11 protein-coding genes are annotated in these 13937 nt (G+C 49.6%); 6 read left to right on the top strand and 5 right to left on the bottom strand.

Going from position 1 to position 13937, the window contains the following annotated elements:
• Window positions 1-4: 4 nt before the first annotated feature.
• Together H6F90_RS07210 and H6F90_RS31445 are read right to left on the bottom strand one after the other, a co-directional pair.
• Window positions 5-1483, bottom strand: a complete 1479-nt coding sequence (locus tag H6F90_RS07210; RefSeq protein ID WP_190551474.1) for a hypothetical protein — start codon at window positions 1481-1483, stop codon at window positions 5-7.
• Between the two features lie 10 nt (window positions 1484-1493).
• Window positions 1494-2606, bottom strand: a complete 1113-nt coding sequence (locus tag H6F90_RS31445) for an SPFH domain-containing protein (RefSeq protein WP_190436808.1) — start codon at window positions 2604-2606, stop codon at window positions 1494-1496.
• Window positions 2607-2923: 317 nt separating this feature from the next.
• On the opposite strand from H6F90_RS31445, the gene H6F90_RS07200 reads away from it, so the two are divergent.
• On the top strand, window positions 2924-4204 hold the full coding sequence (locus H6F90_RS07200; RefSeq protein WP_190436811.1) for a tetratricopeptide repeat protein: 1281 nt from the start codon (window positions 2924-2926) through the stop codon (window positions 4202-4204).
• 166 nt (window positions 4205-4370) lie between these two features.
• Here the strand turns inward: H6F90_RS07200 and H6F90_RS07195 are convergent, their stop codons facing one another.
• Entirely contained in the window at window positions 4371-4535 is a 165-nt protein-coding gene (locus H6F90_RS07195; protein ID WP_190436813.1) for a hypothetical protein, read from the bottom strand.
• Between the two features lie 426 nt (window positions 4536-4961).
• Between H6F90_RS07195 and H6F90_RS07190 the strand changes: the two genes are divergently transcribed.
• From H6F90_RS07190 to H6F90_RS07180, 3 genes are all read left to right on the top strand, one after another.
• The gene (locus tag H6F90_RS07190; protein ID WP_190551472.1) at window positions 4962-5546 is read left to right on the top strand and encodes a pentapeptide repeat-containing protein; all 585 of its coding nucleotides are present in this window, start codon (window positions 4962-4964) and stop codon (window positions 5544-5546) included.
• Window positions 5547-5592: 46 nt separating this feature from the next.
• The gene (locus H6F90_RS07185) at window positions 5593-5853 is read left to right on the top strand and encodes a DUF4177 domain-containing protein (protein WP_190436816.1); all 261 of its coding nucleotides are present in this window, start codon (window positions 5593-5595) and stop codon (window positions 5851-5853) included.
• A gap of 805 nt (window positions 5854-6658) precedes the next feature.
• Window positions 6659-7486: a peptidoglycan-binding protein gene (locus H6F90_RS07180; protein ID WP_190551470.1), complete on the top strand. Its 828-nt coding sequence runs from the start codon at window positions 6659-6661 to the stop codon at window positions 7484-7486.
• 24 nt (window positions 7487-7510) lie between these two features.
• Here H6F90_RS07180 and H6F90_RS07175 read toward each other — a convergent pair whose 3' ends face one another.
• Window positions 7511-8626 carry a DUF2927 domain-containing protein gene (locus H6F90_RS07175; RefSeq protein ID WP_199295766.1) on the bottom strand — a complete coding sequence of 372 codons (1116 nt, stop codon included), beginning with the start codon at window positions 8624-8626 and terminating at the stop codon, window positions 7511-7513.
• Here H6F90_RS07175 and H6F90_RS07170 point away from each other — a divergent pair.
• Window positions 8625-8876 carry a hypothetical protein gene (locus tag H6F90_RS07170; protein WP_190551468.1) on the top strand — a complete coding sequence of 84 codons (252 nt, stop codon included), beginning with the start codon at window positions 8625-8627 and terminating at the stop codon, window positions 8874-8876. The genes H6F90_RS07175 and H6F90_RS07170 overlap by 2 nt on opposite strands.
• Window positions 8873-9352, top strand: a complete 480-nt coding sequence (locus tag H6F90_RS07165; protein ID WP_190551466.1) for an ABA4-like family protein — start codon at window positions 8873-8875, stop codon at window positions 9350-9352. The genes H6F90_RS07170 and H6F90_RS07165 overlap by 4 nt, the downstream gene beginning before the upstream one ends.
• Here the strand turns inward: H6F90_RS07165 and H6F90_RS07160 are convergent.
• The gene (locus H6F90_RS07160; protein WP_190551464.1) at window positions 9349-13848 is read right to left on the bottom strand and encodes a response regulator; all 4500 of its coding nucleotides are present in this window, start codon (window positions 13846-13848) and stop codon (window positions 9349-9351) included. The two genes, H6F90_RS07165 and H6F90_RS07160, sit on opposite strands and share 4 nt — an antisense overlap.
• Window positions 13849-13937 lie beyond the last annotated feature (89 nt).

Here is a 13937-nt window from a genome sequence, read left to right as displayed (position 1 = left end):
TAAGTTAAGGCGCAGCCTCAGCCTGTTTTCGCTTGGCGTAGTCGAAGTTGCGCTGGTACTCCTGCAACTTAGTTTGTGCCGTTTCGTAGTTAGCACTATCAGGTGACACTTCTTCTAGGAGCAGAATGGCTTGGTTCCACTGACTAGCCACAGCAGACCAATCTGCCTCAGTTTCTGCTGACTGCCCCAAAGTTGAGGCTTTTGTGGCTCGATTGATCGCTTGCCGAAATGGATCATTGGCATCTACTGGCTTAGTAGATTGAGCTGGAGCCATTTTCGGGGATGCAGTTGGCGTTGTCGCTGGCAGCTCAGGAGATGTTGCTGGATCGGAAAGCGAAGGTGCGGTGACAGGTTCAGGCTGCGGAAGTTGCCGCTGTTGATAAGCATCAATACCAAACCAGGTACCAGCAACAATTGCAATTCCAGAAAGCACCGCCATTGTGATTTTGAAGATGCTGTAAGGGCGATCGCCCAACACTTCTCCCGTCTGGGCATTCACCATTACCTGATACTGCTTATTGTTGAAGCGGTAAGCCGAAAGCCACACAGGCAAAAGAATGTGCTTAAACGTGATAGCACTATAGGCCGTGGAAACAGAATGCACTCGCTGCTCATCTCCCCCAATATTGCAGCATACATCCGAGTGAATCACTGGAGCCATCTTGCCTTTGGCGGTTTCAAACCCTTCTTGCAAAGTGACTTGATACCGTTGAGCCTTAAACCCTGCCAAAAACGAAGGATTATAAGGAGCCAACCGAGACAAATCCCAAGGCTCCAACTCTTCTAGGCGCTCAATATTTGCAGACTGTGAAGCTGCTACCAACACATCATCAAAGAAGCGATCGACTCGGCCAGATACAGAATTCCAGCGAGTATGCCGCACTTGGCGAGTCTTAGTAACCGTTTTGCCCTCAGAATCAGTTTCTTGATAGGTTTCTGTCACATAGTAATAAGTCCCCCGCTCCCCTTGGTAATGGCTGACCGTGAAAGAATCGTAGGTCCAGAAAGGCAGGTACATGCCTTGCAAACCTTCATGCTGTGCCATTTTTTTCAGACCATTGGGTGCAAACCAAAGCTTGCCTAACCAGTGGTGAATTTTTTCACGAGCGGCTTTTTGCCCCACACTAAACGGCAACACGGCCTCTGGGGTAATAAGGGGATCTGCTGACTTGGGCTGAGCCACAATACTGGTGGCGCAGAAGGGACATAGCCCAGCCACATCGGGTGGCTCAAAATCAATTTGCGCCCGACAGCCCGGACAAACCACTTCCAGCGCCGTCGTTGAGAGCGCTGCCATTTTCGTCCGACCTGTATTGAGATATTCCTCATACGATCGCTCCACCACTTGCTCTGCACTCTGAGGAATGATTTCCTCTCGACCGCAGTAAGGACATTTCAGTTGACCTGCTTGAGGGTTGAACTGCAAACTTGCCCCACAACCAGGGCAAGGAAATTGTTTAATCAGGGGTTGAGTAGCGGTCATGGGGGTTCGTTTAGCTCACCGGAGGCGCAGGTGGAATTGAGGCTAGAACTGTGGCTAGCTCAGGCACTTCTGCAGCCAACTTCCAACTTTCCATCCCCGATCGCCATACGTGAGTTTGAGTCGTTAAACCATTTTGAGGTAGTTGCTCTGGCGTAAATGGCCCCAGATTCTGACCACCCCGCGAAACAAACCACTGAATTTGGACAGGTGGTGGAGGGGGTGTTGTAAGCGCAGCGGGAGGTGCCACAGGTGCAGGCGGTGCCGCTTGCCCACCTTGAAGATTAGAGATGAGCTGCTGTCCCATCGCCAAACCCACACCAAAATCCAGTGCTTGATTGCCGCCTCCCGGATTGTTGGCTGAGGCCTCAACCGCGTTTGCCGCCTGGAACTGAGCATATTGCTGCATGTTGCCCAAAATACCCATCGAAGCCCGTTTATCTAGGGCAGTCTCGACTTCAGGGGGTAGCGAGACGTTCTCAATTAGTAACTGAGTGAGTTCTAGCCCAAATTGCTGCACCTCTGGCTGCATCCCAGCCCGGATGGTTTCGCCCATCTCCCCATAGCGAGAAGCAAAATCAAACAAGGCAATGTTGCCTCGGCCAAACCAGGTGGCAAAGGCCGTGATGATCATGTTGCGGATTTGATCGCTGACTTCATCTACCTGAAACAGGCCGTCTGTACTTACAAGCTGACGAATCAGTTGAGCCGGGTCTGCCACCCGGATGTTGTAGCTGCCAAAGGCCCGCAGACGAACTGGACCTAATTCTGGATCGCGAATCGTAATGGCGTTGGGTGTGCCCCACTTCAAATTGGTAAAAATCTTAGTGTTGAAAAAGTAAACTTCTGCCTTGAAGGGAGAGTTAAACCCGTACTTCCAGCCGCGTAGGGTGCTGAGAACAGGTAAATTTTGTGTCGTTAATTCGTAAAGCCCAGGACTAAACGTATCTGCAATTTGCCCTTCGTTGACGAATACAGCCTTCTGCCCAGGGCGTACCGTCAGCTTAGCCCCCATCTTAATTTCGTTGTTGTGGCGCTGAAACCGATAGGCGATCGTATCGTTGCTTTGATCGAGCCACTCAACGATATCGACAAACTCGCCTTTAATCTTGTCAAAAATGCCCACTCGGTTTTCTCCTAGATTTACCTGAGCTAGTCCTTAGACTCGTAATCGTTTGGTTGTGCTACTAGATACCTATCTACTTAGTGCCCATTTAGTAGGCAGAGTCATCATTTGAATTCAAAAATCTTGGATGAAGTTCCAGAAGAAGCCATTTAGCTACACAAACCTTGACGAGCTGAGCTGAAATCAGTAACTTTCAGGAAAACTTTATGAATTTTGACGAAAACGGGCAAACTGAACTAGGGGAAATTCAGGAGCTATGCTACCTAGAATTCGCCTCTCGTGAGTCGCGTCCCTGCATAGAACCGTGAGGTGGAGCCATGAAAATCATGCACAGAGCAATCACAATTTTGGGAGCCCTTGTTCTTTTGGGTGGATTAAGCCCAGTGGGACTGGCCCAATCGGAAAAAACCAAGCAGCCTAAGGCTCAAGATTTCTATCGCAGCGGAGCCCAGCAAGCCAAACAAGAAAATTACGATGCGGCTCTGAAAGAATTCGATCAGGCGATCGAGCTAAATCCGAATTATGGTTCCGCTTATGTGAATCGTGGCTACATTCGGTCTACGCTGGGCGATAAGGAAGGGGCACTCGCTGACTTCAACCAAGCGATCGAGCTGAATCCGAATGATCCGACGGCCTATGTGAATCGGGGCAATCTTTATTACCAAGGTGGCAACTCTCAAGCGGCCTTAGAAGACTTTAATCAAGCGGTTACACTCAAGTCTGACTATGCTGCTGCTTATCTCAACCGAGGGTTTGTACATTCTTCTCTAGGAGAGAGCCAAGCCGCTCTGGCAGATTTTGACCAGGCAGTGAAGCACAACTCTAACTACGCAGAAGCTTATTTGAACCGAGCAGTCATTCGGGCCGCTCTAGGCGATCGCAATGCCGCTCTAGACGATCTCGATCGTGCTGTGCAGCTCCAGCCTAATTATGCGGAAGCTTATTTCAATCGGGGATTCGTCCGCGCTGCGAATGGTGACCAAACGGGGGCGGTTGATGATTTCACAGCGGCTATTCGAGTGCGCTCTAGCTACGCGGAAGCCTACGGAAACCGGGGTTTTGCGCTGGTAGCGATGGGACAACCTCAAGTGGCGATCGCTGATTTCAATCAAGCCATTCAACTACAGCCCAACTACGCAGAAGCGTATAAGGGTCGAGGGGATGCTCGTGCAGCTTTAGGTGATCAGCAGGGGGCAACCAGCGATTACTCTCAAGCCCTGGAGATCAACCCCAACTATGCGGTGGCCTACGCGACTCGGGCTAAGGCTCGCTCGAATGCAGGAGATGCTCAAGGAGCGCTGGAAGACTACACCCAAGCGCTGAGCATGAACGCCAGTGACGATACTGCCTATACCGAGCGGGGTATGAACCGTAAAGCTGCTGGAGACCCAGATGGAGCGATTGAAGACTACAGCCAAGCCATTCAAATTAATCCAGGCAATGCGGATGCCTATTTCCAGCGAGGCTTACTGCAATTGAGCCAAGGCAATCGTCAACAGGCATTGGCGGATATGGAAACAGCTGCAAATCTCTATCTCAAATTGGGTCAAGCCGATGGTTACCGTAATGTCTTGGCTCAGCTCAACCAAGTCCGCTAAACCTGTTTAGTGGCTGTACTTCTGCTGGTGAACTGTTCAAATTCCAGAACCTGCGATCGTACTGGCTAACGATGGTCTAACTTAACGATCTGGCTTGGCCAGTGCACTTGGTTAGTGCACTTGGTCAGTGCGGTTATTATGGATACTGAGTTTTTGAGTTCGCCACTTAAACTTCTTCGGGTTGAGGCTCGTCTAAGTTCGTAAGGCGATCGCTTGTGAGTAGCTCATTGACTTGCTCTAAGCTCCAATAATGATCCAGGCGATCGCTTACTAACGGCAGAAGCATCTGGACACGGTCTTCTAGCTCTACCAAATATTCTAAAAGCTCCATAGAACTTAATTACTCCCCCTAAGTGACTTCATTCGCACTCATTTTTATTGCTGTTAACTCCATCCCTAAGGCTTTCCAGCACTCAGCATCTCTTGACTCATTGTGTAATTCTTAGGTACTAGAAAAGCGACTTAAATACCAAGAATACGTGATTTTCATCACAGACTAAAACGGCTCAGTCAGACTACCGGGAGCTTTTGATCTGCTTACTATACTCACTCAAAGGCCACTTCAGCACTAATAGCTATAGAAGCAAGCCATTTCCAGGAGGTTTTGTATTCCTACACACTGGAAAATTTTAGTAGCTTACCAGATTAATTTTGCTCGACTGTGGAGAAGGAAGTTGTTAGACCAACCATCTCCACAGTCATAACTCTGGTAAGTACTGTGATGTAGTGAATTACAGGGAGTGATCAAGGATTTAGCATGGATGTGAATCAGATTTATCAGCAATATGCCGATGGGGAACGTGACTTCAGAGGCGTAGATTGGAGCGATGTTGACTTATCAAACGCCCATTTAATTGAGGTTGATTTAACTGGAGCTAACCTCAGCCGCGCTAACTTAGCTGGCACCAATTTAGCCTTAGCTAAATTAACAGGAAGCAATTTGAGCAGTGCTAACTTGAGCCGTACTAACTTAACCGGAGCTGACCTAAACCGAGCAAATCTCCGGCGAGCAAAGCCTGTGGGGGCTATTCTGATCGGGGCAGATCTAAGTCAAGCCGATTTTTCAGAAAGTGATTTGACAGGAGCCATTCTCAGTGCGGCTAATCTGCAAGGTATCAATCTGCGAGCCTCAGTTTTGCGAGAAACCGATTTAGTCGGAGCTAATTTAACTGGAGCGACTTTACAGAAAGCGAATCTGAGTGATGCCAATCTAAAAGGGGCAATTCTACGCAGCGCTGAACTAGTAGGGGCCAACTTAACCCGGGCTAACTTAGCAGGAGCAGATTTGCTAGGTGCCAACCTGAGAGATGTAATTATGCTTGACAACATCATCTACGAATAGCCATCATTTTTGGGCTAAGGATAAGTGGTTGTTAGGTGAGGTGTGCATGCAGAAGTGGGAGTATTGCGAAGTTTTCTATTTTGTCAACCGGGTTGGTTCTACCTCGACCCTAAGGCTACAGCTCAATGGGGAACAGCAGAATAACGTTTCTAGCGTGATTGAGTTTCTCAATCGACTCGGTCGGCAAGGATGGGAACTGGTGAGCCATGTGGTCAACCAGGAGATCATCTCGCGGGACGATTACGGCAAGTATATGTACACCAGTACCTTCAACACGCTGACCTTCAAACGCCCTCTACCAAGTTAGAAGAGCTAGACTATTAGCTTTTCCCCAACGATTACTTGCTCACGGGTTGTGCATCTCAGCCATATGATTTACTCACAGACCTCCGTTGGCCCAATGCTCCTCCCGTGAACTAAAAGTTAAGCTGACACTACTGTTTTTCAAGCGTTTTGCAAGACTCGCAGCGGTTTTGCAACAGTTTTGCACGATTAGCCACAGTTTAGACTCATACCAATTTCTAAAAATCGGGCTACAAATGATTGGCTGTAGGGGCGAACGGCCATTCACCCCTACGAATATCTGCAAATAGAATTTAGAGAATTGGTATTAGCCAAACAACTCGAAGCAGCACTGGATCGGAGACTGCTAAGTATAGGAATGGCCGTAGTGCCGCTTGGTAAAGCTTTTGGGGGTATTTACGGTCTTGGCTAATCACCAGCTGACTACTGGGCAACACTTTGTCATGTCTCCGTCTCAGTAGATCTACTCTCCACCAAGCTGTTCAGCTGCAAAGATTGGGGTTAGCACAGATCCGGAATCATCTAGTGAAGCTTTGTTGTCAACTCTATCGCTAGTTTTTCTTGCAGGTTCTAGTGACGCTGGTACCCGCCTGCCCTTAAATCCAGATTTCCTAAAGCTTAAATTACCCTTTTAAGTGGCGATATTCGGTGGATTATCTGAGAACCTAAAGAGAGACTGTGATTATACGGGATCTTAATTCCTTACGATTACTCAGTATAATTAGCACCTTGCTTAGATAGTGGTGATCGAGGAATCATCAGCCACCGTACGTATTCATTCAACAGCCCTATTGGAGAATGCATCTAGCATGGAAACTTTAGCTTTTGTTCATACCGCTGTCGCCTACGCTGACCCTGATTCAGAGCCACAATTTTCTTTCCAGCCGCTTAACTTCAAGCTCCTCAATTCTGGATGGATGAGCTTGGCGGCGATCGCGATCGGCTTGGCAATTCTCAGTACCACTTCAGATGCAATGGCGGCAGTTATAAAACGTGGCTCTAGTGGCAGTCTCGTCGGCACTATACAGTCAGCCTTGGTTAATCGTGGCTACAACACGGGTGGCGTGGATGGTGTTTTTGGTCCTGCGACTGAGTCGGCTGTCATTCGCTTTCAGCAACAACAAGGACTGAGCGCTGATGGCATTGTCGGTGCGGCAACAGCGGCAGCTCTAGGCATCAATAACGGCAGCATCACTGGTGGTGGCGGTGGTGGCGGTGGCGGTGCTCCTGGCACTTACACAGTTACTGCCGGAAGTGGGCTACTGATCCGCTCAACCCCTAGCCGAGGAAGTGCGGTAATTGGCAGTTTGGGATACGGCGGGCAAGTGAGTATCACTAGCAATCGGGCCTCTGGGGACGGTTACACATGGGCACAACTTGCGGGCGGTGGCTGGGTAGCAGCAGACTACCTCAGCGCTGGCGGTGGCGGCGGCGGCGGCGGCGGTGGCGCGCCGAGCGGTGCGGTCACGATTTCGACCAATGGGAGCGCTCTCAACATTCGCTCTGGTCCCGGCGCTGGCTACGGTGTAGTTGGCAGTTTGTCCAATGGCTCACGAGCTAGCATTACTGGGCGCACCTCCAACGGGTGGTATGAACTGGCTAATGGAGGCTGGGTTTCTGGCTCTTGGATTTATTAACTTCGATCTATTAACTTCCGATCTTTAGCGCCCAACCTGCGGGACTGTGGGCAGGGAGAAATCTAAGGGAGCGCGATCGCCTAGCCATTGGGTTTTAGCTGAGGACTGATTTGCTGTTTGCCATTGGCTGAGCACCTGAGCGACCTGCGATCGCGTCATCCCAGGTTGAATTTCTGGGCGATACAACATCCGCAACAGCGCCTTATCAATTTCGCTGTATTCGGTGGGGTCAGTCCAGCCCTGGAAAAAGATGCTGTCGGGGTAGCGGTTAGAATCTTGCATCAAGCCGAGCGATTGGGTCAGTTCTTCGCGGATCAGATGCGATCGCTCCTTCTGGCTCACCCCAACGGTCGAAATCAAAATTTTGGCATTATAAATGGTATTCTGCTGGTCCCAATACGTCCAGAAAAAGCCGTAATTAAGTGCTTGGTAGTTCGGTTCATACCGCCGGAAATCGGACTCCGGTACAAAGTAGATTTCCATGTTGGGGTTGTCTTGATCCATTTGCAGTTGCAGCCCCTCTGTCACCCCCTCAATATCTTGGATAACTGCCTGCAACGCGCGTAGATCTTCTGAGGTCGGTGACCCGTGAACTTTAATCTTTACCGGACCCTGCCATTTCCGGACCCTAGAAGCTGACGCACCAAACTCGCCACCCATTGCCACTTCTAAGAAATAGCTGATTTGCTCTGGGGTGTAGCTAGGTAGCCCTAGGCTCTTGGGGCGCAGCGTTGTTACCTTTGTGGGGTTTGCTGAGCTGGGTTGAGGACGAACGGCGATCGCAGACGAGTTGCCGAGAGACGGAGCTGGTAATGGCGATCGCTGAATCTGTACCAAGTCACTCCGCACCCAGCCTGCTAAGCGAGTTCGCTCGAAGCGAACATAACTCCAAGTTGCACCATCTCGCCCCCGCGCTTCTCGCAACACCTCAACGCGATCGCCAACCCATCCTGTAGAAACTAGAGATGCGACCGTGGATGGGGCTGAACGCACATTAATTTGCGAATCTGCATACCTCGCTTGCAACATCGCAGGTTTCGCCCAACTCGGCAAGCCTACACTCAGGGCGATCGCCGTGGGAGTCAAGGCAAACAGAACCATCTGACGCATCGCCGCTAGCAGACTGAGTTTCACTGTCATGGTGCTTTTAAGTTTCAAAACGCTGGGGGCTACTAAACATAATTCCCCACTTTATTCGGAGTGTCTGGTCCCACATCCGTTTGATTTACCCAAATTGATTGACCAAACGCATAGGTGCGAAAAACTGGCGCGATCGCCTTCTCAGTCGCGGCAAGCCACAATAGTCTTTACAGATGTCTTGTCCCCAAACCCAGAAGCCAACCCGGAAGGGGAGCCGTTGTATAAATTACTTGGAGAAATTGCGTCATGACCCTTGCCCAACTATTTGATGGTGCCAATCTGTTTGTGCTGCCTTTCTGGGGGTTGATGATTCTGCTGCCCAACTGGAGTGTGACTCGGCGCGTCATGAGTTCGCTACTTCCATTTGTGGTCTTAGCAGCGCTGTATCTCTATCTGTTTGTCAGCACGATTACGCCGGAATCAGCTGAAGCCTTGTCTAACCCTCAGCTAGCCGATATTGCTCGGTTTTTTGCGGTCGAATCTGCTGCCGCTACTGGTTGGGTGCATTTCTTGGTCATGGATTTGTTTGTCGGTCGCTGGATTTATTGGGAAGGCCAGCGTACTGGCATTTGGACCATTCACTCGATCGCTCTTTGTTTATTTGCGGGCCCTCTAGGCTTGCTGTCTCACATCCTCACCACCTGGATCACCCAAACCTGGTTTAGCTCATCTACACCTGCCACCGAGACAGCCGAAGCGTCATCAAAAGTGTCATCAGAAGCTTAGACCTGATACTGTTGCCGCTCAGACTTCAACGCTGCCTTGACGCGCTCATACTCCGCTTCAATGTGTTGCATCAGTTCTCTAGCTAATTCGATTTCGTTAGGATAAGCGATCGCGCCTAGCTCTTCACATAGGGCTGCCAGGGTTTTAGCTCCTAAAGTCACGCTGCTGATTTTCAGGCTATGGGCGGCCTGCTGCAATAAATCCAAATCTTCCTGAACAATCGCCATCCACATGCTCTGGAGCACTTTAGCGCCATCTTCCAAGTAGGTGTCGATCACTTCGACTAAAAATTCAATGGCATTCTCGCCTACCAACTCTTGTAAGGCTTGTAACGCCTGTCGATTCAGCACATCTTCTGGCGATCGCGTTTCTCCACTCCGTAAGGTTTGGCTTTTGGAGGGACAACTATTTAAGGCTTTCACAAGCGTATCTAGTCGAATCGGCTTGCTCACATAGTCATTCATCCCAGAGGCTTTGCAAAGCTCGCGATCGCCCTGCATGGCGTTGGCAGTCATGGCAATGATGTAGGGGCGGGTGTCTGGAGACCACTCCTGACAAATACGGCGAGTGGCGGTGAGGCCGTCCATTTCTGGCATTTGCACATCCATCAGGACCAAGTCGTAAACCTGTCGTCGCAAGGCCGAAAGCACCTCTAAGCCATTAGCCGCAATATCTGCTCGGTAGCCCAACTGTTGCAGCAAGTGCAAAGCGACTTTTTGGTTCACCACATTGTCTTCCGCCAGCAAAATTTTGAGAGGATGACGTTCGGCAATTTGGGCATCAAAGCGAGAGAAACTAGAGCGCGTTGAGCGTGCTGGGGTAGGCACTCCGGCAAAAATTTCATTCAAGGCATCATAAAAGTGGGATTGTTTCACAGGCTTGCTCAGAACTGCCGCAAAGTTTGCGCTTTGCCTTTCAATCCCAGATTGTCGGAGGGTCGTCAATAAAATCAGTAATAACTGTGAGCAATCTTGTTGCTGGCGGATGGCAGTAGCGAGCGTTAAACCATCTGTAGTGGGCATTTGCTGATCAATCACAGCAACATCAAACTGTTCTCCTTGACGTAACCAAGTCAACGCCTCTGTGGCGGAGCTGGCTGCTCGTGCCCGCATGCCCCAAGACTGAGCTTGTAGCATTAAATTCTGCCGACTGGTAGCATTGTCATCCACGATTAGCAGCCGTTTCTTGGCTAAGCTGGGCAACCGCATATTGAAACTGGTTGATAAGTCCTCCGCAACTTGGGCAATCACGGAGAAGTAGAAAGTAGAGCCAGCGCCCACCTCACTATCTACCCAGATCCTGCCTCCCATCATTTCGCTCAGACGCTGGCTAATCACCAGACCCAAACCTGTACCGCCATATTGACGGCTGGTGGAAGAGTCAATCTGGGTAAACGGTTGAAACAAGCGGTCGAGGCGATTGCTGGGAATCCCTACTCCCGTATCGCGAATGGCGAATCTAACGGCATATTCTGTATTGTCAGAAGACTCAGCATTGTACCTACGCAGTAGTTGACGTGCTTTCACTTCTACGGTCACTTCGCCAGTTTCCGTAAACTTGACGGCATTGCCAATCAAATTCACCAAAATCTGCCGTAGCCGAGTGACATCACCCACGAGCGCCACAGGCGTATTCGGTTCAATTAGGTAAGCTAGTTCTAAATTCTTCTCAGCCGCTCTGGGGGCCAGTAAATCTAGAACACCTTCAATACAGGTGCGTAAGTCAAAGGGTTGCTCTTCTAGATCCAGCCTGCCCGATTCAATTTTAGAGAAGTCGAGAATATCGTTAATGATGGCAAGTAACGATTCGCCACTGGTACGAATGGTTTCAGCAAAGTCTTGCTGCTGAAGGGTGAGAGGGGTATCCAATAACAACCCTGTCATCCCAATCACCGCATTCATCGGTGTCCGAATTTCGTGGCTCATGGTGGCCAGAAATTCACTTTTAGCTCGGTTGGCTGCCTCGGCTGTCTGCTTAGCTTTTTCTAAGGCTAGGTATTGCTCAGTTAAGCGTTCTCGTTGGTCAGTTTCTTGTTCTAGGAGGCGGGCTTGGGCTAGAGCAATGCCTACTTGGTCAGCCACTGCTTCTAGCAAGCTAATTTCTTCTAGAGTCCAATGGCGATAGGCATCACACTGATGCAGAGAGATGACGCCATTGGGTTCGCCTTGATAGGAAGTCCGCACAGCCAGCAGCGACTTCAAGCCCATTTGCTCCCAGGCCGCGATCGGACTCTGAAAGGATGAATTGATGCTGATGTTATCAGCCGCGATCGCTTGGTCCTGCGCTAACACAGAAACGATAAACGGATTGCTAGCAACTGGAACATTGATTGGAGACACCGAATCATAACCAGGCTCTAAATACTCAGCTACGACTGGAATTTGCGGCGAGGGACTGGTGACATAAGTCCGAATCAAGCAGCGATTGACACTAAATGCTTGACCAATCTGCCACACCGCCGTCCGAAAAATTTGTTGAGTATTTAAGCTCCGCCGAATCTCCTGCGTAATCTGTTTTAGCAATACAGCTCGATGAAACTGCTGATGGAGTGCTGCCTTCGCTTGTTGCCGCTGAGTAATGTCTCGATAGCTAATGACAGTTCCCACAATCTTGTCACCAATCTTCTGCGGCTTGGAATAACGCTCAAAACTTCTGTCATCCTTCAACTGGAAAATAGCACAGCTCACCGCCTCAGGCCTTGTATAGGACTTCTGAACTTGAGCGAGAAACTCTTCTGGTTCTTGCAGTTGCCCTAGAGCAAAGTCAACAAACTGCTGATCCTGCCGCGATGCCATAATTTCATCAGAAACTTGCCATAGCTCGACAAATCTGCGGTTCCAAATCACCATCTTTCCAGTGGTATCCACTGCTAAGATGCCGTCAGCGGTTGACTCTAGGGTTGCCTGTAGCAGCGAAAAAGATTGATCTAGCTCTTTCTCGGTAGAGCGCCGTTCTGTGACATCAATTCCAGTTGCAACGACATACTCCACCACTTCAGCACAGTCTAGGAGCACTGTATTAGACCAAGCAATTAAACGGCGATCGCCCTCTTTAGTCAGCCAATAATTTTCATGGTGGTTAGGAAACTGCCCTGCTCGTAACTCGGCAAATACAGCCTGAACCATTGTGGTCTCTTCAGGGACGGTAAAAAGATCCCAAAAAGGTCGACCTCGCACTTCAGCAAATGAATAACCTGTGATTTGCTCACAGGTGCGATTGAAGCGCACAATTCGTCCTTGAGTATCCAGCACAATCACTAAAGCAGCAGAGGTGTCTAGGATAGTGGACACAAAATTGCGCTCTTGCCATAGAGCTTCTTCTATTTGCTGACGCTCTCGGACTTCTCGATCTACCAAGTAGTAAACGATTGAAAGAATCACAAGATACAGCAATAGCCCCACCGAGAACATCACCAGCGTTTGTTGAGTGCTGGTTGCAGTTGCTTGTGATTGTTGTCGCAGCAATTGCTTGGCTTGTTGCTGCATTGCTACAGTAAGCTCTTGAATATCATCAAGGTTGTCTTTATTTTCATCTGCCAGTACACGCTGTACGGCGGACTCCAGCCCGTACTGGCTACGCAAATCAATGGTTTGCTGTAGCTCCATCAGCCTTCGGGAAATTAACGTCTCTAACGCCTTAAAGTTTCGCTGTTGGCTGAGGTCATGATGAGTCAAGCTGCGGAGCTGATTTAGGTCTTGCTTAATACCCTGCAAAGCCTCTTTGTAAGGGGCTAAATAATAGGTTTTACCTGTGATCAAGTAGCTCCGCTGGTTGGCTTCAGCTTCCTTGAGTTGGGCGACAGTATCTCCCAAGCTCTCTAACAAATAATGGGTTTGCTCAACCGAATTGCTGGCTATTTGAAGCTGAGTGGCACTCCGATGTGCCGCAAACCCAGTCATCAACAAAACGCCTGCTACGAGGGCAAAACCACTGCGAATCTTAAAACGCAGGTGATATCGCTTTTTTTCCGGCTGCTTGCGCTCGACTGCGGTATGGGCAAGGCTGGCTAAATTACGCCGCAACTCTAGTTGGGTTAAGACTTGACGAGCTAGAGCGTATAAGGCTTCAATTTGCCACTCACTGAGCTGACGGGGTACATAGTCAATCACGCAAAGAGTCCCTAACGGATAGCCTTCTGGCGTGACCAAAGGGACGCCCGCATAAAAGCGGATATGGGGTGCTGAAGTGACGAGAGGGTTGTTGGCAAACCGCTCATCCGCTAGTGCGTCTGGAATAATGAATATTTTTGGTTTGTGGAGAGCATGGGCACAAAAGGCAACGTCTCTAGGAGTCTCCTGAACACTCAACCCCACCTTTGATTTGAACCATTGTCGCCTTGCATCTACCAAGCTGACTAAGGCAATGGGAGTTTCACAGATCTGAGCTGCTAGACGAGTCAAGTCATCAAAGGCTTGTTCTGGAGCCGTATCCAGAATGTTGTACTGAGAGAGAGCTTCAAGCCGTGCTGATTCGTTGCTAGGCAGAGGTGCCTTCATTGTCAATCTCCCATTGAGCAGCCCATTCTCGTTCGTGCTGTTAATGCTGTTAATTTTAGCGATCGCCACCAGCGCGACCCCAACAGCGC

Origin of the sequence: Trichocoleus sp. FACHB-591, from assembly GCF_014695845.1 — a bacterium.
In the GTDB taxonomy this organism is placed as follows: domain Bacteria; phylum Cyanobacteriota; class Cyanobacteriia; order FACHB-46; family FACHB-46; genus Trichocoleus.
The sequence above is the reverse complement of the archived record's forward strand: the minus strand, read 5'-3'. Positions and strand labels throughout refer to the sequence as shown.